The organism is Paenibacillus sp. Y916, from assembly GCF_056786435.1.
Window position 1 is genome coordinate 467467 of record NZ_JBXCJA010000003.1, and the last position, 19891, is coordinate 487357.

11 protein-coding genes are annotated in these 19891 nt (G+C 41.1%); all 11 read left to right on the forward strand.

Going from position 1 to position 19891, the window contains the following annotated elements; genetic code table 11:
• The first annotated feature begins 104 nt into the window (after positions 1 to 104).
• The 11 genes from AC1TO9_RS10155 to AC1TO9_RS10205 all read left to right on the forward strand — a co-directional run bounded on the left by AC1TO9_RS10155 (position 105) and on the right by AC1TO9_RS10205 (position 19770).
• Positions 105 to 4049 (forward strand): S-layer homology domain-containing protein, encoded by a 3945-nt coding sequence (locus tag AC1TO9_RS10155; RefSeq protein ID WP_482059058.1) that lies wholly within the window; start codon positions 105 to 107, stop codon positions 4047 to 4049.
• Positions 4050 to 4184: 135 nt separating this feature from the next.
• The gene (locus AC1TO9_RS10160; RefSeq protein ID WP_482059059.1) at positions 4185 to 4526 is read left to right on the forward strand and encodes a hypothetical protein; all 342 of its coding nucleotides are present in this window, start codon (positions 4185 to 4187) and stop codon (positions 4524 to 4526) included.
• A gap of 488 nt (positions 4527 to 5014) precedes the next feature.
• Positions 5015 to 7807, forward strand: a complete 2793-nt coding sequence (locus tag AC1TO9_RS10165; protein WP_482059060.1) for an Ig-like domain-containing domain — start codon at positions 5015 to 5017, stop codon at positions 7805 to 7807.
• Between the two features lie 139 nt (positions 7808 to 7946).
• Positions 7947 to 8477 carry a hypothetical protein gene (locus AC1TO9_RS10170; RefSeq protein WP_482059061.1) on the forward strand — a complete coding sequence of 177 codons (531 nt, stop codon included), beginning with the start codon at positions 7947 to 7949 and terminating at the stop codon, positions 8475 to 8477.
• A 108-nt stretch (positions 8478 to 8585) separates the two neighbouring features.
• Positions 8586 to 8858: an alpha/beta-type small acid-soluble spore protein gene (locus tag AC1TO9_RS10175; protein WP_482059062.1), complete on the forward strand. Its 273-nt coding sequence runs from the start codon at positions 8586 to 8588 to the stop codon at positions 8856 to 8858.
• A 195-nt stretch (positions 8859 to 9053) separates the two neighbouring features.
• Positions 9054 to 10256 carry a methionine adenosyltransferase gene (metK, locus tag AC1TO9_RS10180; RefSeq protein ID WP_482056563.1) on the forward strand — a complete coding sequence of 401 codons (1203 nt, stop codon included), beginning with the start codon at positions 9054 to 9056 and terminating at the stop codon, positions 10254 to 10256.
• Between the two features lie 174 nt (positions 10257 to 10430).
• The gene (locus AC1TO9_RS10185; RefSeq protein ID WP_482059063.1) at positions 10431 to 14135 is read left to right on the forward strand and encodes an S-layer homology domain-containing protein; all 3705 of its coding nucleotides are present in this window, start codon (positions 10431 to 10433) and stop codon (positions 14133 to 14135) included.
• Positions 14136 to 14505: 370 nt separating this feature from the next.
• Positions 14506 to 17223 (forward strand): stalk domain-containing protein, encoded by a 2718-nt coding sequence (locus tag AC1TO9_RS10190; protein ID WP_482059064.1) that lies wholly within the window; start codon positions 14506 to 14508, stop codon positions 17221 to 17223.
• Between the two features lie 57 nt (positions 17224 to 17280).
• On the forward strand, positions 17281 to 18435 hold the full coding sequence (locus AC1TO9_RS10195) for a sensor histidine kinase (protein ID WP_482056566.1): 1155 nt from the start codon (positions 17281 to 17283) through the stop codon (positions 18433 to 18435).
• A 4-nt stretch (positions 18436 to 18439) separates the two neighbouring features.
• Positions 18440 to 19165 carry a response regulator gene (locus AC1TO9_RS10200; protein WP_482056567.1) on the forward strand — a complete coding sequence of 242 codons (726 nt, stop codon included), beginning with the start codon at positions 18440 to 18442 and terminating at the stop codon, positions 19163 to 19165.
• Between the two features lie 170 nt (positions 19166 to 19335).
• The gene (locus AC1TO9_RS10205; protein ID WP_482059065.1) at positions 19336 to 19770 is read left to right on the forward strand and encodes a hypothetical protein; all 435 of its coding nucleotides are present in this window, start codon (positions 19336 to 19338) and stop codon (positions 19768 to 19770) included.
• The last annotated feature ends 121 nt before the right edge of the window (positions 19771 to 19891 follow it).

Here is a 19891-nt window from a genome sequence, read left to right on the forward strand (position 1 = left end):
TGTTTTTCTAAAATTTTGTAGGTTTATTACCGATATAGAAGATAACGAGATGAATTCATCAAATTTGATATGGATGAGGATTCAAAAAGAGGAGGAAAATAATTTTGAAAAGATTATTATCATTGATGTTGACGCTAGCCATGATTGTCAGCCTAATACCGGCAACCTTATCGCAGTCAGCTGAAGCAGCGGTGGGAAGGTTCTTTATCTTGCCAGGCGAACAGTATGATTTGGCATCTGCACGAATTACCAATACAGAACGCGTAACGATTAAGGGTACACTAAATAATGTTAATGGAAGTACCATTTCCTACAGTGTATTTCAAATTCCCAAAGATGGAGGCTCAGCGATTAATTCTCGCGAAGGACAGACTGGGAATATTCAACTAAGCGGTTCAAATATGACAGTAAATAACCTTCAATTGTTTCCGGGATTGAACATGATTACGTTCAAAGGCCAACAAGGGACTATGGAAGTGGAAGATTCCATCTATATTGAATATCGTAATGGTCCAACGATTTATGATTTGGAAGCCATTATTGATGGAATTACTACCAATGTGAATGAGCAGGGGACGACAGTGATCTCATCTGCACCAGCTGGAGCTTCGTTTGGTAGATCCAATACGGATATTGCTTTAGTGGGTAAAGCACCTAATGCTGATAAAGTAACTGTAATCATTAATGGTCGAAGTTGGACCTATAATGTATCAAGTACGAATGATTATAAATTTTATGCATCACCTTTAAATGTTAAGCAAGGTAAGAACATTATTACAATTAGAGTTTCTAATCAAAGCCAAACAGTAGAAACAACCCGTGAGATCACATTCTATAATGGTAGAGTTACCTTCTTTGATGTGATAGCCAAGAGTGGAGCGGATGTATCACCTGATTTAAGTAGTAACCCTGACTTTCCAATGGGAAGTGCTACGGCAGCTACAATAACGGGGAAGGCGATTATTCCTACTACAGGGATCGCGTTGGATGATATCCGTTATACGCTTTCAGGTGGTGTCAACGCTACAGGTAGTGTAACGCCGACTCATGCGACAATACAGCCAGGCGATACTCGTGTTGAGGTGGAATTTACCATTCCTGTGGGGACAATTCAATGGGATCAACGTGTGTCTTTAGCATTAACTACACAGAATAGAACGTTGACTCCTCCTGTGGATGAGACAGAAGGAAATTTATCCTTCATGCCTAAGAATAAGAGCCAATCCTATATATACAAAGTGAACTATCTAACGGGTTATTCAGCAGGTATGAGTTCAGCTTCTATATCTAGTCTTACAGGCACAACGATGGAGAATGCAGATATATTCTCTACGCCAGTTGCGGCTGAAATATTGATTGTTAACCCTACGGGAGGAAACGTAACAGCAGCAATAAGTAAGATAACAGATGGAGCGGATGCTCTCCTGGTGAACGCCCCTGCATCGACTGTCGTCTTGAATACGACGGTGATTGAGAACATTAACGGCGTGCCTACAACAGTACAACGAATCGTTCTTGTAATAAATAAGCTTCCTATTTCAGGGAAACAAAATATTTACTTTAATGTTACTGGTGGAGTAGAGAAGAAAGTTCCTGTAACTCTACTTTATGGTCCTTACGTCAAATTTGATGGTGCATATGACGATATGAAGATTTACACCAATACCACGGATGCTAAGGATATAAGGCAGAATAAAGTAATGAATGAACTCTTGAATTTCAAGGGACAATTAATAAATGTAGCAAGTGATGAGAAGATTGAATATGGTACTACCGGACAAACGGTATTCCTATATGTTAATAACACGCTTGTGGCACTAACGGGAGACGCATCGGACTCAAGCAAGTTCGGGATTGTGGGTAATACTAATTTAGAAGCAGCCTATGATGCATTGTTTCCGGGGGATAACAACATTAAGTTCTTGTTCACAACGAATAAGAACACATATGAGAAGAATTTTGTCATTAGTTTGATTCCTACCAATATTCCAGTTATCCCGGCACCAGGAACAGATGGTGTGTACCCGTACAGCACGACTTACCTAGAACCTAAGCCGAATGATACCAATTTTCAGCTTAAGGGTAGCGTCTTTATGACGAAGGAAGCAATTATGAATGTGCATGGTACATTTGATTTTCTAGATTTAGGAACTAATGAGCTAAGCGTGCAGACCAAGTTGGGGAGCATGGGGACAGATCTGGATAATTACATCTTAATGATTCAATCTCCTGGCGAAAAACCAATCGAGTGGAACCTTGGGAATAAATTAACTTCTCGAGTAGGAGGGCTTCCTCTAAACCCTACTTCATCTGGCGCTACAGAGGTACCAGGAATAAATGTTTATTATGATCTTGAGCATGAATATTTCGGTTTTGTAATGAAAGATCAGAAGATACCCTTAGATGGTAGCCCGAAAGTGTATACTATGACTGTATTTAATTCTGGTAAAGGTGGACCAAGAGCGACATATCGTTTGGAAGTCAACCCGATCTCAATCCCGTATACGGTTGTAGCACCACTTACTCAGAAGCGTGTACTTAATCAGAACTTTGTGGAAGTTGTCATTTATTCCGAAGGTGCTGAGAAAGTCATCATTAACAAAGTAGAAGCTGAGAAGATTAATTATGATCCCGATTATGATGGTATTATTGAATATGCACCAGCGTATCGCGCCATTGTTAAGAACTTGAAACCCAATAAGGATACGAAGATTGAGTTGGTTATTTCACGAGGGAATGATCAGATTAAAGATTCCTTTACCGTGAAATATGTTCCTACAAGCATTCCGGGGGCAGAATACATGGAGGCAATGAAAACATCTCATAAGGCTTTTGAAGGAGCTTTGAACATTAGTTTTGCCAAAGGAACAAGCCTGGTGCGTAAAGACTACAATGTACCTGAACAATTCAAGAACCAAGTATTCGCAAATCACGATATCTTGTTCTCTATTGCCAATAGTGCAGATGGTGTAGTCGATCGACATGAATTTGATGCTATTCCAGCTAATTACGATCTAGAGTTGGCGATAGGTAAGCAAGTATTCACAGGCAACTTCCAACAGCGTTTTGTGAAATCAAGTGCTGTATATTGGATAGATGCAGGATTAGCCGATGATATTAATACGCCAAATGCCTATGATCCGGTAAAATATGGTAACGATCCATATCAATTCCCTAATGCACCAATCGCTAATTTCTATCAACGCGATGCGAGCCGTGAGTTGATACCTTCTAAAGTAGGAAAAATGACGCTCTCTTACGATAAGAGTATTACTCAAGATGCTGGCCGATTAGTTACTGTATTCCGTTTCGACCCTGTATTGAAGCAATGGGAGAATATTGGCGGAGTCGTAGATGAGAAGAAACATACCATTACGGTTCCATTTAACCGCTTTGGTTATTTCGTTGTAGGGAAACTTGGGTACACCTATAATGATACTGTCCAACATCCTTATGCTCGTGAGTACATTGAGACAGTCTTTGCAAAGGGTGTTATGAATGCTGAAGATCCAGCCAGTCGTTTCGGTGCAGATGTATATGTAGGTCGGGCAGAATTCGCAAGAATGATAGTTAGATCCCTTGACTTGCCTTTGAACTATAATGGGAATAAGCATTTCGTGGATATTCCTACCGACATAGCCACGATTAACTATGATGGACTTTGGGATTTCCGATATGTAGAGACAGCAGCAAGAGCGGGGATCATTAGAGGGGTAGAACCTCAGGTATTTGGTCCAGATGATAACATCATGCGTCAGGACGCCGCAGTCATGATTGCTAGAGGACTAAATCTGAAGCTCGATACTGATCGCGCTAAGATCACTAAAGATTTACAGAAGTATTTCGTTGATTATACGAATATAGATTATTATGCTCAACCTTCTGTTCTGGCCATTGCCAAAAAGGGATTTATAACGGGAAGTCCTGTGGATCCTACGGATCTGAAAAAGGGATATACATTTAATCCAAAAGCGAATATGCTTCGTGGTGATGCAGCTATCATTATTGCTAAAGTAATGGTGGATATGAAGAAACTTCCTAAAATCTAAGTAGTACTGGTAAAGAGTAGAGGGCAGGAGTCTCCTGTCAACTACTCTTTTTCCATGAACTATATTTTGTAATTTACGGATCTATGCGATACAATGTCTAAGAACTTAACTTTTTCTAGAGGGTGAACGTTACTAATGAAACCAATCTATTCTAAAGCTCAGATGGATTATATGAAGGCAAAGACGGTATTTGAGAATAGAGCTAGTGTGATGGAGAAGAAAATTGAAGCAACTCGTAAGAAGACAGAGGTTACTCAGGAATTGATGGAAGGGCTCGTTCTTGAGACAGGCTTCCATGATGCTTACAATGAATTGAAGACAGCAGAGAATAACCTCATCGCATGGTCACATGTTACAATTAAGCATGATAAGACTTATCGTGAGAATAAGCAATCAATAGAAAGAATGTATGCAAGCCTCAGCAATAGTCTTGAGACGAGAGCGCAGATTATTCAATTGTCGATGAAAATCCGGTAACAAATTTGTAATAGTTAATATGGAAGAACAGCGTGAAAAGGACGCCGAAGGGCGTCTTTTTCTTGTCTTTATAGTTAGAATAAGGTTTTCTAGTTATTAAATCATACGCTTACTGTTAATTTAGTAACAAAAATGATTTTATTTTTAAAAAGGTGCAACTTTTTAGAAACTCATGCGTCTAAGAGTTATAAGGATTCAGCAAGGGGAGTCATCCAATTGTGTCCGGATAAAGAAAATTATCTATGTTTTAGAAAATTTAGCTTTACGGCAACTTGGACCCAATGTATAATACTTATTGTAGGATTGGATGCTAGTCTATATTTGCAGATTTTTGTTTACCAGTTTCTGTGATACCCGTCACAGACATCATTTATATTTACTTGCTCAACTCGAGAAAGGGGGTGCAACAACAAATGAGTAATACGAGCCCACTCTATGAAAATAAAAATAATAATGTTATGTATTCCCAAGGAGGAGACAAAAAGGTTATGAAGAAAATTTTATCAGTAGCACTATCTACAGCAATGGCATTCTCAATGTTTGCATCTGTAGCGTTCGGAGACGAACTAACAAACCAACAGAAGTATGATGCATTGAAAACAAAAGGTATTTTCAACGGTTATGTAGACGGTACTGCAGGTCTTGACAATGACATGACTCGCGCTGAATTCGCGAAAGTTATCGCTAAGGTAGCAGGGTTGAATGAAGAATTGCCAGAAACTCTTTCTTACAAAGACGAGAACTACAACGAGAAGCACTGGGCTGCTCCATTCATCGAAGCAGTAACAGCAGCAGGAATTATGCAAGGTCAAGATTTGACTAAGCAATTGTTCGCTCCTAAAGCTAACGTAACTGTTCAAGAATTGGCAATTGTGTTGACTAACGCATTGGATCTTAAAGTTCCAGCAACTGCAGACAACAGTGCATCTTGGGAAAAGGAAAAAGTTCAAGCAGCAATCGACGCTGGACTCCTTGACAAAAACCTTAACTTCCAAGCAAACGCTAAGCGTTCATTGTTAGTAGAAGCAGCATTTGCAGCTGAAGCGAAATTGAACCCTGTAATTACAGATGCAACTAAAGTTGCAAGCGTATCTGCAAGCAACCTGAAAGAAGTTGTTATAACTTTTGACGGTACTGTTGACACTGATACTGCTGAAGATGAAGCTAACTACTCTTTGAAATCAGGTAAAGCAGTTAAATCGGCTTCATTATCTGAAGACAAGAAGACAGTTACTCTTACATTAAGCGGCGTTCTTGCTAATAACAAAGCAGACTTCTTGAATTTCTCTAATGTTAAAGCTGGAAATAACGTACTTAGTGAAAAGGAATATCAATTCAGTACTTCTGACAACGTACTTCCAGAAGTTGCTTCCGTTAAATCATTGGGAACTAAATCAGTTAAAGTTGTATTCAGTGAGCCAGTAGTATTACCAGTAGAAGCTAGCTTTGAACTGGATGGTAAAGCTTACTTCGGTAAGATCACTGCTCCAACATCTAGAACAGTTATCTTGACTCCTTACAACACATCTGCTCTTGCAGTAGGAGATCATAAGCTTGTTATTGGAGGAGTTTATGACTTCGCAGGATTCAGATCACTAACTAGCACTCATGATATTACAGTAGTTGAAGATAAAGATGCTCCTACAATTACTGAAGCGTCAGCAACTTTGGAAACTGTAACTGTAACTTTCTCTGAAGAAGTTGATCCTGATACAATCAGTGCTTCCAATGTTTACTGGAAGTCTGGTGATAGCAAGAAAACAGCGGATACTTTCACTGTAGTAGCTGATGATAAAGTTAAATTCTTCTTTACTAAAGCTAACTCTTTACCAACAGGTGCCCTTCCGATTCATGTTGAAGGTGTGAAAGACTACAGCGGCAACAAACTTGCTGATGGAACTACTGTTGTTGTAACTCCTGAAATCGACCAAACTCGTCCAGTAGTGAAAAAGGTAGTAGCTGAAGATGATAAAACAATCAAAGTTACTTACTCTAAATCAGTACTAGAGGAATCTGCAGAATCTAGAGGGAACTACACTATCAAGAATAAAGATGGTGATGTGATTTCTGTTAAAAACGCAGAATTAGGTTCGAACAACGTAGTAACTCTTGAATTGTACACTGCATTGTCCACTGGTGATAACACAGTAACAATCAAGAATGTAAAAGATAGCACAAGACTTGAAAACACTATGCTTGATTACAGCGGCAAAGTGAATCTTGCTGACGTATCTGCTCCGAAAATTGATTCTAAATTGTTCAATGCGAGAACTGGTACTCTAATCATTGGTTTCGACAAGAAAATGGATCCTGCTTCATTACAAGATCTTGCGAACTACCATGTTCAGTATGGTGAAGGTACTGATGCTGCTCGTAGAACATTAACTAGTTCAGTAGCTGATATTACTGTGTTTAATGATAGCAACGCTGTTGCCATTAAGTTTGCTGAAGACGTAAGCTTCGGTACTCGTGATAAAGATAAAAATATTGTTGCTAGTTCGAAACAAATTTCATCGTTATTTGTAGGTGGCTTGAAAGATGAAGCTGGTAACCTATTGAAAGAATTCACTAAACAAAATAATGAGAATAAAATTGATTTGACTAAAGATATTACCTTGGAGTTAGCTGTATATGATGATAAAATTGCCGGTTATCAAGCTGCTTTGGTAGGTAAAAGCCAAATTAATGTGAAGTTGTCTGCTGGTGTATCTACAGCTCCTGCTTCTGCATTCGTTGTTAAAAACACTGTTACTGAGGAAGTATATGCTGTTAATAGTGTTGACTATAATGGAACTTCTACAGTGAAGTTGAACTTCAAGGATAGCGTATTGAATACAACTTACAGTGATAACCTTGAAGTTGAAGTAGACTTTGGCAAGTTGACAACTCTAGCTGGAAATGTATCTGGTACTGGTACAGCAAAAGTTCTAGACAAAGTAGCTCCAACATTCAAAGGTGACAACTTATCTGTTGATGGTGAAGTATTGACTGCTATCTTCAGTGAAGAAATCGTCTTGGATAAAAATGCCAATCTTGTATTGCTTGCTAAAGACTTTGAAATTACTCGTTATTATGACGGTAAGAAGTTAGTTGCAGGTAACCAATTTACAGTTGCTCTAGTAGGAACTAACGGTATCGAAATTAGACTTACTGATGATAGAGAGAATGCAACTGAGTACACAGTGAAGTTCTTGGGTTCTAAGTACCTTACAGATACTTCCGCTGCTAAGAACGAAGTAGCTGAATTTACTAAAGACACTAAAGGTGTAGTAAAAAAGTAGTATTGTAAAACATCTTAAATGATTTAGTTAGATAAAGTAACAGGGAGCCGAATAATGGCTTCCTGTTATTTTTATAAGTACGGATCACAGAATTGAAAGTGCTTGTGATCGATACGAGTATACATAAGGAGGATATATCATGAAACCTGTTTGGAAAGTAACTGCAGTAGCTACATTGCTATGTGGCGGTGTATGGCTAGGCTCCCTACTCAACACCACAGCCAGCAGTGCTGGAGCTATGGGTCAACCCGGTACAGCCGATGACCCTGTTGTCACCAAAAGTTACGTAGATCAACAGATCCAAAAAGCGTTAGGTGGTGGGAGTACAACGACGACACCTACACCAGCACCTACGGTACCAACGAATCCAACTAATAATAGTGCTGCGAGCACAAGCAACGCTGTTGTTATCGTTGATGTGAGACCAGGTGAGAAGCTCATTGCCGAAGCAGGAGCTGAATTTATTGTTCGTAATGGTAAAGCGGTAATCTATAGTCAAGATGCTAATGGTGTAGCAGATTTGACTGACGGTATAGATATTGTAAATGGACAAGCGGTTATTACGAATCATCTATTATCATTCCCAAGAGATGGGCGCGGTATTACGGTTCAAGATGGGCAGAAATTCGGTCTAGTTGTTATGGTACGCGGTGGATATAGCATTCAATAATGCTTATCCCTTATTATTGCCAGTAGTAGCAATCTTTTATACGTGTAATCTGAATCAGCATGCTAATAATACTCTTGTAGGATCATCATACAGGAGGTGCTTATTATAATGGCAAGGAACAATCGGACAGTAGTACCGGCAAGTCGTCAGATGATTGATCAGATGAAATATGAGATTGCAGCGGAGTTCGGACTACAGGTAGGTGGATTTGGTGGACTGGCTGGAATGGATGCTGAATTCGCTTCTGATCTCGGAGAGGTTGGAGGATATACGAATCGTGGACGGACAAGCTGGGGTCACCTCACCTCAAGGGAGAATGGCTCCGTGGGTGGGGAAATTACAAAACGGTTGATACGCCAAGCTGAACAGACCTTATTGTAACAAGAGTCCACAATGTCTATTAATCCTTAGCAGTTCAAGGATATATCATGATCACCAGCTGACTTTTTGGTCTTCCTTTATAATAGAGAAACGTTTGACACGATTTCGCAAATAAGTTAATATGACGAATAAGGATTGTACTGCAACCTTTTCCAATTGGGAAAGGTTCATTTTTTGCTTATAGGAGGTTAATTCATGTCAATTAAAGGACGTCATTTGTTTACATCAGAGTCCGTTACAGAAGGACATCCAGATAAAATCTGTGATCAGATTTCAGATGCGGTATTAGATGCTTTCTTAGAGAATGATCCTAATGCACGCGTTGCTTGTGAAGTAGCTGTGGCAACAGGATTGGTGCTTGTTATTGGAGAGATTAGTACAAGCTCTGAATATGTCGACATTCCAGCTATCGTTCGAAATACAATCAAAGAGATTGGTTATACCAATGCTAAATATGGTTTCGATTATAATACAAGTGCTGTACTAACTTCATTGAATGAGCAATCGGCTGATATTGCCCAAGGGGTGAATGCTGCATTAGAGAATCGTGATCTTGATCAGATGCATAAGGAAACGGCAGATATTGGGGCCGGAGATCAAGGGCTTATGTTCGGTTTCGCATCGAATGAGACACCTGAACTGATGCCTCTTCCGATTGCCTTAGCACATCGTATTGCACGTCGCTTAGCAGCGGTGCGTAAAGATGGTACGTTAGCGTATTTGCGCCCAGATGGTAAGACGCAAGTTACGATTGAATACATGGATGATAAGCCAGTACGTGTTGACACGATCGTTGTATCTACGCAACATGCGGAAGAGATTACGTTGGAGCAGATCCAAGCGGATATTAGAGAGCACGTCATTCTTCCTGTTGTTCCTGCGGAGTTGCTAGATGGGGATACGAAATATTTCATTAACCCTACTGGACGTTTCGTTATTGGCGGTCCTCAAGGAGATGCGGGTCTAACTGGACGTAAGATCATTGTCGATACATACGGTGGTTATGCGCGTCATGGCGGCGGAGCGTTCTCTGGTAAGGATCCTACGAAGGTAGACCGTTCAGCGGCTTACGCGGCGCGTTATGTAGCTAAGAACCTAGTAGCTGCGGGTCTGGCAGATAAGTTGGAGATTCAATTGGCTTATGCGATTGGTGTGGCTACGCCGGTATCGATTAATGTGGATACTTACGGTACAGGTAAAGTGAGCGAAGAGAAATTGGTTGCGCTCATCCAAGAGAACTTCGATCTTCGCCCAGCTGGCATTATTCAAATGCTTGATTTGCGTCGTCCGATCTACAAACAGACGGCAGCTTACGGACACTTCGGTCGTACGGATCTAGATGTTCCTTGGGAACAAGTGGATAAGGCGGAGACTTTGAAGGCACAAGCAGGAATGTAAAGATTATTGCCCTTATTATTAGTACAATTCAAGTCGCTGGATCGTTCAGCGGCTTTTTGGTGCGCAGAGAAATCGTTCGATTCAATGAAATAATGTCACTGCTCTAAACTTGTAAGCACTTGAAACCGAAAATATAGATACAAGTGTATTCAAAGAGGGGAGTTTATAATCGTAATGAAGAAGAAGATTTCAATTTGGATTGCTTTAATAATGACATTGGAAATATTGGTACCTAGTCTAGGATTAGGAACTTCAATAAGTGTTCAAGCTGCAGGTCAACCAGTGATCGCGAGTACAGATCCTGCTGCGATCTCGCAATATACACCTACGATTGGCGCAACTGGAGTAGAGCCTAACCAGGCAATGCTTCAGCTACTGTTCAATAAAGAGGTGTTCTTAGCTGACGGTATGATACATATACACCAGGTAGCAGACAATCAAGAGGTCGAGAAGCTATCCGTTCAATCGGGAAGCTCTACTACGATTTCTTTGAGTCCTGCCCGTCAGGATCTCATTAACATCGAGACTTCGCAACTCGCTCCATCAACAACTTATTATGTATTAATCGATTCAGGAACACTAGTAGATGTGGATGGTACAGCTTTTGCTGGTATAACTGACAATACGCAATGGGTATTTACTACGAAGGGAAGTCCGGGTGTCTTGACTCAGACAATCCCAGCGGATGAGGCTACGTCAGTTCCCATAAGCAGCCCAATTCAACTCATATTTAATCAGACGGTTAATAAAGGCAGTGGGAATATAACGATTCGATCCGCTGGAAGTTCATCGATTGAATCGAATATCCCAGTAATCTCACCGAGAGTTACGGGGGAGGGTACGAATACGATTGTTATTAAACCGGACATCACATTCCAGAATAATAAACAATATACAGTAACGATGCCAGTAGGTGCCTTTCTAGATAATGCCGGTAATTCAGTACCACAGAATGAAATGAGCTGGTCGTTCACAGCTATTGGTGATTCATCTGCATTGCGGGAGACCGCCGTATCACCAGCGAATGGCAGTTCAGCCGTACCACTGAGCATAGATTTGGTTCTAACCCTCAATCGCCCCGTGAAAGCGGCTAATGGGTCCGATCAAGCAGTAATCAGACTGTACAACGCAACAAGCGGGCAATCATTCAACGTCAATGTAGTAGTAGATGCCAATAACCCTTCACAGGTCCGTTCAGTGAATAAGGTGACGTTGGATCAGAACAGTTCATATTATGTAGTTGTGGATAGTGGCGTGTTTATAGATAGAGTAAATGCAGGTATCGTCTATGGGGGTCTGAATGGCAACTCCAATTGGAAATTTAGGACGAGCTCTAGCGACACGGTGGCTCCCGTTCTCCAGACCGCTCTAATGCATAATGCAACAACCATTCGACTGACATATAATGAGACGTTGAATTATTCGAATTATTTGTACTCATCAAACTTTGCTGTGACCGTTAATGATGAGAATAGAAAAGTTAGTCAAGTATATACATCAGGTGAAAGTGTATATGTTGTATTAGAGATTGGGGTTTCCGTTGGACAAAATGTCAAAATATCTTACACTGGCGGTAACTCCGGAATTATAGATAGCGCCCTTAATCCAGCAGCTAGCTTCGGGCTGAGAGAGGTGACGAATGGGATCGATTCTGCGCTACCGAAGCCTCGTGAGGGTACGGCTTATGGAACAACAGTATCTCTTTATTTCAATGAGACGTTGAAGTCGCCGTCAACGAGTGCTTATCAACAGTTCACTGTAATGGCAGATGGTTCTTCTCTAGGCGTTCGTAGTATGTATCAGAGTGGTTCAACGCTAGTATTAACTTTGAATAAGAGCATTAGTAATGGGGATGTCGTTCAAGTATCCTATAGCCCTGGATCATATCCAATTCAGGACTACAGAGGCATGAATATGTCTGCATTTAGTGATTTCTTTGTCCGGAATCAGAATGATACCAAAGCCCCAATCTTTATGGGAGCGGAAGGGTCTGGTAGTAAGGTTATCTTGAAATATAATGAAGCTCTGAAATCAGATAACTTACCGATGAAGAGTCAATTCTCAGTATTGGTGAATAAAACAGCTGTCTATGTAACGGCAATGGCTGTGAATGTTAACCATGTAGAACTAACGTTGGCATCTCCTATAACTGTAACCCAAGAGGCTACTGTTTCTTATGTACCAGGTGTTGGAAGCCAACGTATAACTGATTTAAATGGAAATAGTGCAGGCTACCTCAATCTTGAGCCCGTTGGTGTAAGTACCAGTACGCTCAACGCTGATGTGAAGTCGGCTTCGATTAAGGGAGATATATTAACACTTCAATTCCACAGTAGTCTGACAAGTTCACTAAGTTCAAACGCATTAAACGCATTGTTTACCGTAAGAGTGGACAACAATGCGCGTTCTATACTATCTACCAATGTGAGTGGGAATACGGTGACTCTTCAATTGATGTCTCCTGCATCACTCGGCCAGAAAGTACAAGTATCTTATAGTTCAATGAGTACTGCGCTTAAGGACAGTCAAGGGAATAATATTCCGTCTTTCCTTAATCTAGATGTGCAGAATTCAGCGAGCAGTGGCGTCTTTACTCCTAGTAATCTGGGAACGTTAAATGAGAGCGAATTCGGTAGAATGATGTACGTTCTCGATACCAGTGCTGCAACTAGTAGTGATGGTAAATCCAAATATAACCAAAGCGTTAAAAAGTATAAGGTAGATTCGATAAAATTAAAGGCTGCCTATGATTATGTGGCGACGGCCAATGCAACTAGCAAAACGATTGTATTTGAGGTTCCTACTACCGAGAGAGCAGCCTATGTGGGAGTTCCTGTCCAATCACTTCAAGATGGATCTCTCTCGGATCCAACAGCACAGTTCGCAGTCAGATTAGGAGATAGTATCGTTACTATTCCATTACGAAGCCTGAATACTAGTCAAATCGCGAGGGATCTTACATCGGCTACTTCGACGGCAATGATATGGATCCAGATCGAGAAAGTCCCGATTAGTGCTGTGTCTGTAATGAATAATCTAATTAGTGAAGTTGGAGCAAACATGATTGTAGACACGTATGACTTTTATGTATCTGCGGAAAATACGGCTTCTGGAAGATCTATTCCTGTACATGTTTCAAGTGAATACTTGATACGTACAGCTAAGTCAGTACCTGAGAGTACATCAGCACTCGTATACTTTGATAAATCGACTGCTCAAATCTCATTTGTACCCACCAAGATCGAGAAATGGAGTGGGGGTACTATTTTACATGCGATGGTGAAAGACAATTATATGGTAACCGGAGTAACGGCTAGCAAGTTCTACGGTGATGTCGGTAATCATTGGGCGAAGGGCGAAATCAATGAACTTCTAGCCAAATATATTGTAGATGGAAGAACCGCTACCACTTTTGAACCGAATAGCAACATTACTCGTGGCGAATTTGCAGTATTTATTGCGAAGGCTTTAGGATTGTCAGGAGATTCTCAGGCAGCAGAACGGTTCCGTGACGTTCAGTCAACATCAATTACAGGTGCGTACATTGGAGCAGCTACTAAAGCGGGTATTATTGCCGGGAATACGGACGGAACGTTTAAACCTAACAATAATATCACTCGAGAGCAATTGGCGATCATGATGGTACGAGCGATGGATTATGCGGAGTATAAGACTACCAACACAAGTACGGCTACAGCAACACTGTCTAAATTTAAGGATGTTGGTAAAATCCAATCACAGGAGCCTGTTTCAAGAGCCGTTAAGGAAGGAATTATTCAAGGCGTATCCACAACAACATTCCAACCGCAAGGGAATGCAACACGTGCCCAAGCTGCGGTGATGCTGAAGAGACTATTGAGTATAATAGGGTATCTATAATAGGATTCTAGAAAGACATATAACGATAACCTCTTCGGATCTGGAGGGGTTATCGTTTTTTTTGTATGTTATACTTTATCTAAGTTGAACAGCAGACGATTATTTGAGAACTTAAAAGAATAAAATGATGAAGTTTAGAATGAACTGTTCAACCTCTGAAGCTGTCGCTTTAGGGGGAATTTAATATGAAATTGGTGGGAAAGTCGGTTATATTGCATAGAATTGTAAAATCTAGAATAAATAATGTCGATTTCGTAACTTTTATTCAAAAACCAAGTCTAATAGTATATACGCTAAATATATAGTCTATCATTTCTACAGAAATGTAAGATTGTGCGAACAAGATAGCAGATGGGAGATTACATAAATAATGAAGAGAGATTTACAACAAATGCAAAAAAGAGTGGTTAACGCTACAGGTAAGAAGTGGGTTATTGTTACAATGGCGGGTTTATTATGGATCGGCCCCGTTGTTGGTAGTGGATTTCCAATATATAGTTCATTCCAAGGATCAGTTGTTAATGCTGCTTCGCAATCGGTTACTAAGATCGGAGAAGACATCATTACTTCTGGAGCTATTCTATACAAATATAAGTTTACTACGACTCGTTCTGGTAAGCAGGTGACTACGCTTGCTGACGTCATTCGTGTGGATCTACACAATTCTAATGTGAAAATGGATGTCATGAATGGTGTGGGTGGTCAGTTTACGACTAGACAAAGCACTCTAGCCATGGCCAAAGAGAATGGTGCTGTAGCTGCGGTGAATGGGGATTATTACATTACAAGTGGGCTAGGGGCGCAATGGGCACCATTAGGCGGTCAGATTACAGATGGTGTGTTGATGGCTACACCAGCAGATTTGAAAGGTATGTATTCTTTTACAGTGTCCAAAGACGGTAAACCCATGATTGATGAATATGAATTCAAGGGTTCCGTAACAGCAGATAATGGACAAACATTCCCTTTATCAGGTGTGAATAAGACAGCCTACTATCCAGAAGGAACAGGCACAAATTATAGTCATGTTAATAAAATGTATATGTATACAAGTAGTTGGAAGTCATTGGATCGTCCTGTTGATAGTTCATCAACGGCTACGGAAGTTCTTGTACAGAATGGAATCGTAACAGATATATCTTATAAATCGCCATTGCTAATACCTGTACCAGAAGATGGCTACATTCTTCGTGCGCATGGAACGGCTGCCGAATTCACTAACACCAATTTAGTCGTAGGGCAGGCAGTGAATGTGAGTTCCTCACTTCTATCGGAAACGACAGGCCAAGAGGTCGACCCTACGAGTCTACAAATGATGATTGGTGGACATACCCTTCTGGTGAATGGCGGCAAGGCATCTGGTTTCACAAGAGATGTTGCAACTATTGGTGGCTACCGTGCTCGTACCGCCTTGGGTTATTCGCAAGATGGACGATATGCCTATATCGTAACAGCGGAGGATAACAGCAACAGTTCAGGAATGTCGCTATCCGAGCTACAGGCTTTCATGGTGAAGATAGGTGTGTGGAAAGGGATGAATCTGGATGGTGGTGGTTCTACTACGATGGTAACCCGCCCTTTAGCTGAGAATAACGCGACACTAACATTTAATACGGAATATGGCACCGTGCAGCGTAGTATTGTGAATGCCCTCGGTGTATTCAGTACGGCTCCACAAGGTCAATTGAAAGGATTTAAGATTAGTGGCAGCTCATCACTCTTGATTGGTCAAGAAGCTGCTTATGCTCTAAAAGCCTATGATACCTACTATAATCCGATGGATCTCACACAGATTACTCCTACCTGGAAGTCTAGTAATGGTAATGTGAAAGTCAGTGGTGGTAAGATCATAGGTGTACAACCCGGAACAACGACGATTACGGCGATAAGCGGTGATGTGAAAACAAGTATGGAGGTAAGCGTTCTTGGGGCAGATGAACTCACGAGTCTGACCACGGCTAATGCAACAGCGCCTCTGAGCGCAGGAACAACCGTATCAATTCCTATAACGGCAATTACAAAGAATGGACAAAGTATACAAATCTCTGCTAGTGCATTGAAATGGGAATTTGTTGGATTCAAAGGGAATGTACAAGGTGACAATTTGACGGTGACTTCCGTAAATGCAAACGCGAAGGTCGGTTATGCGATTGGTCGATATAATGGATTTAGTACCGTGATTGTGCTCTCGGAAGCTGCGAATAGCATGTGGGAAGATTTCGAGAATACGAGTTATCCTATTCAATTTACCAGTAATGTGGCTGAGGTGATGGGATCTGCAAACATTACGCAAGGAAGTGGAGATCGCTCGAATTCCAAAGTACTAAGTCTTCAATATGATATGACCCAGGGAACTGGTAAAATGTACGCTTATGCACAAATAAATGGTACGACGGGTAAAGCTATTTCGGCTCCTGCAACATCGATGTCAGTGGATGTTCAAGGGGATAACAGTTTGAATTGGCTTCGTGCTGAGCTTATAGATAAGACGGGTAAGACGGTTTATGTTGATCTAGCCGAGGTGATTGATTGGGAAGGATGGAAGAATCTGAACATCGATCTGAGCGGATTGAATATTCAATACCCAGCACAGTTGAAGCGGTTATATGTCGTTAATGTAGGAGAAGGACAGGATGAACGTGCGTTGAGCGGTTCGGTTGCTTTTGACAATATTCAATTTACAATACCTTCATTATCCAGTGAGGCACTTCTCCCTAAAGGAACAGCAACGATGGTTATTGGACAGAAATCGATGACTGTTAATGGCGAGAAGATAGCGATGGATGTTGCACCAATAATGCAGAGTAATACGACGTATGTGCCGATTCGTTTCGTACTAGATGCAGCTGGAGGAAGTGCGAATTGGGACGCTGCTAATCAGCGTATTACGGTACTACGTGGAGGTAAATTATTAGATCTTACAGTGAACAAGAAGGAATTTATACTCAATGGAAAAAGGTTTACAGCGGCAGTAGCGCCGTTCACTACGCAAGGTAGAACGCTAGTGCCATTACGTCTAGTATCTGAACAACTGGGGTTAATTGTGAATTGGGATCAGAATACGAAGACGATCACCATCGAATCGTAATTATGCTATAATATGGAATAGTTAATAACGGTAAAGTTGGAATGGGGTAGAGCTGAAGTGGGTTTTCAAGCAGAGGCTATTGATCAGGTTATTAAGAATGCGATTGATGCAGTTGAGAATAGTAAATATCAAATATTCGAGATTATGGAAAGTGCTCGTAATGAGTTGAATACGATGAAGAGTGAGTTGGAGTACGTGGTGAAGGAAACTCAGGTGACTTTAGAAAAAGTAGACCAGCTTGAGTTAAGTTATCGGCGATCTCGTATTCGTCTGACGGAAGTCAGTCGTGACTTTGTTCGCTTTAAGGAAGAGGATATTAGACAGGCCTATGAGAAGGCAACGCGGCTCCAACTCGATCTAATCATATATCGTGAAAAAGAGATGTATCTCAAAGCCAGACGTGATGAGTTAAAGCAGAGAATTCGGAACGTAGAGAGTTCAGTAACACGTGCGGAGAGTATTGGATCGCAAATGAGTGTGGTAAAGGAGTATTTGTCTGGTGAAATAAGCCAAGTTGGTCGTTTCATCGAGAATGCTAAGAGTCGTCAGCTCATAGGACTGAAGATTATTCTTGCTCAAGAAGAAGAACGTAAACGAATTGCCCGTGAAATCCACGATGGGCCTGCTCAATTACTAGCCAATCTAGTTCTAAGAACTGAAATTGTTGAAAGAATGTTAAAGAAGCAGGAATTTAAGATGGTGGGAGACGAAATAGTAGATTTTAAGGGACAAGTACGAGCTAGTCTTGAAGAAATGCGCAAAGTGATCTTTAATTTAAGACCGATGGCTCTAGATGATTTGGGTCTGATCCCTACACTCCGTAAATTCATTTATGATTTCGAAGAGAAAACAAAAATTCGAACTTTACTTGAAATGAGAGGGAACGAACGGAGACTCACCTCAGCAATGGAAGCGGCTATTTATCGTCTTGTGCAGGAAGCGCTCACGAATGTAGCTAAGCATTCTGGATCTTCATATGTGGTTGTAGAATTGACATTTCAGGCGCAAATCGTGAAGATAGCTGTACAGGATAATGGATGTGGGTTTCAACCCGAACTATTGGAACAAAAGAAAAATGAACATTTCGGTATAGTAGGCATGCGTGAACGGGCAGAACTCCTTGAGGGTAGGATGGAGATCGAATCTCAACTAAAAGAAGGGACGAAAATCACCATTCATATCCCTACTAATGTAGATAAGAGAAAGGAGTGACGAAATGACAAATAGAGGTTCTGGAAAAGAAACCATTAAAGTACTCTTGGTTGATGATCATCAATTGTTTCGTGAAGGTCTGAAACGGATCTTGAATATGGAGGAAGATATGGAGGTCATCGGAGAATGTAGTGACGGTGTCCACGTACTAGAATTCTGTAATGAGATTCAACCCGACGTTGTGCTCATGGATATTAATATGCCTGAGCAGAATGGTGTGGAAGCAACCGAGAAGCTTCGAGAGATATTCCCCAATATTAGGGTTATCATTTTGTCTATACATGATGATGAGAGCTATGTGTTTGAGACGTTGCGCAAAGGCGCCAATGGATATTTACTGAAAGATATGGAGGCGGAGTCCCTCATTAATGCGATTCGTTCGGTGCATCAGGGTCATGCCTTTATCCATCCTAAAGTAACGGGGAAGCTTATTCAGCAGTTGCGTCGAATGACCTTCGTTAATGAAGCTGGTGCAATGAATCAGAAGTCTACCATGGAAGAAGCTGGAGTTAAGTTTGTGGGCGGAGAAGATAATCCACTCACTCGCCGTGAAGCAGAAGTGTTACGTCTTATGGCTGAGGGTAAGAGTAATAAGTTGATTGCTGAACATCTCTTTATTAGTGAGAAGACAGTGAAGAACCATGTCAGTAGTGTCTTGCAAAAGATGGAAGTTGATGATCGCACGCAAGCAGTTATTAATGCTATTAAATATGGTTGGGTAAGGCTGTAGCCGGTAAATGTAACCCGTTACTCGTTACTGGCAACAAGACACCCGAGCTTGATGCAGACCCAAGCCGCAGTAAGACCGGGATAGTTGCATAAGGGCGCAGAGTGAGTATATCTTGTCACCTAGCCTTCTGTATCAGCATATATTGTTGGTAAAGAAGGAGGTGAGGCTCCGTGATCATCCAATGTATTTGGATTGCTATCATTTACGGATTAGCGATAGCCGTCGTTCATGGCGTACATGCGACAACCGATAAAGATAGTAGCAATCGACGGAAGGGATATGATAATCAGTTCATATTTATTACTTCTAATCATGAGAATCATGTAGAATGGTATGTGCGTGCACTTTGGTTGTTTTCTTATTTTAGAAATCAGGAAGTGCGCATTCTTATCGTGGATCATGCATCAAGTGATGAAACGGTGCGAATGATTCGCAGAATGAGTGAGTACTCAGGATCTAATCTATCGGTAAGGGTCTGTGCAAGGGTAGATGAAGATGTACTCAGTAGCTATGACTATATATCACAAGAAGAGTTACAAGGATCAACAGTAATCGATTTAAGAATACCGCATGAGGCCGGACGTATACCTTATGTGCAAGGCTAGTAAATGGTGTTGTCTGAAGACGGGTAGCAATCGTATAGGTGATAAGGTGTGAAGCACACTCTCCAAGATCGGGATTCCGGGAGAATGTGCCTTTTTTGCGTTCAGTCATCCTGTAAAGTTT

What these genes read in the sequence shown, in the direction of transcription:
- metK (WP_482056563.1), top strand. Translation starts at nt 9,054, where the DNA reads ATGTCAATTAAAGGACGTCATTTGTTTACATCAGAGTCCGTTACAGAA.
- AC1TO9_RS10165 (WP_482059060.1), top strand. Translation starts at nt 5,015, where the DNA reads ATGAAGAAAATTTTATCAGTAGCACTATCTACAGCAATGGCATTCTCA.
- AC1TO9_RS10185 (WP_482059063.1), top strand. Translation starts at nt 10,431, where the DNA reads ATGAAGAAGAAGATTTCAATTTGGATTGCTTTAATAATGACATTGGAA.
- AC1TO9_RS10200 (WP_482056567.1), top strand. Translation starts at nt 18,440, where the DNA reads ATGACAAATAGAGGTTCTGGAAAAGAAACCATTAAAGTACTCTTGGTT.
- AC1TO9_RS10160 (WP_482059059.1), top strand. Translation starts at nt 4,185, where the DNA reads ATGAAACCAATCTATTCTAAAGCTCAGATGGATTATATGAAGGCAAAG.
- AC1TO9_RS10175 (WP_482059062.1), top strand. Translation starts at nt 8,586, where the DNA reads ATGGCAAGGAACAATCGGACAGTAGTACCGGCAAGTCGTCAGATGATT.
- AC1TO9_RS10170 (WP_482059061.1), top strand. Translation starts at nt 7,947, where the DNA reads ATGAAACCTGTTTGGAAAGTAACTGCAGTAGCTACATTGCTATGTGGC.
- AC1TO9_RS10190 (WP_482059064.1), top strand. Translation starts at nt 14,506, where the DNA reads ATGAAGAGAGATTTACAACAAATGCAAAAAAGAGTGGTTAACGCTACA.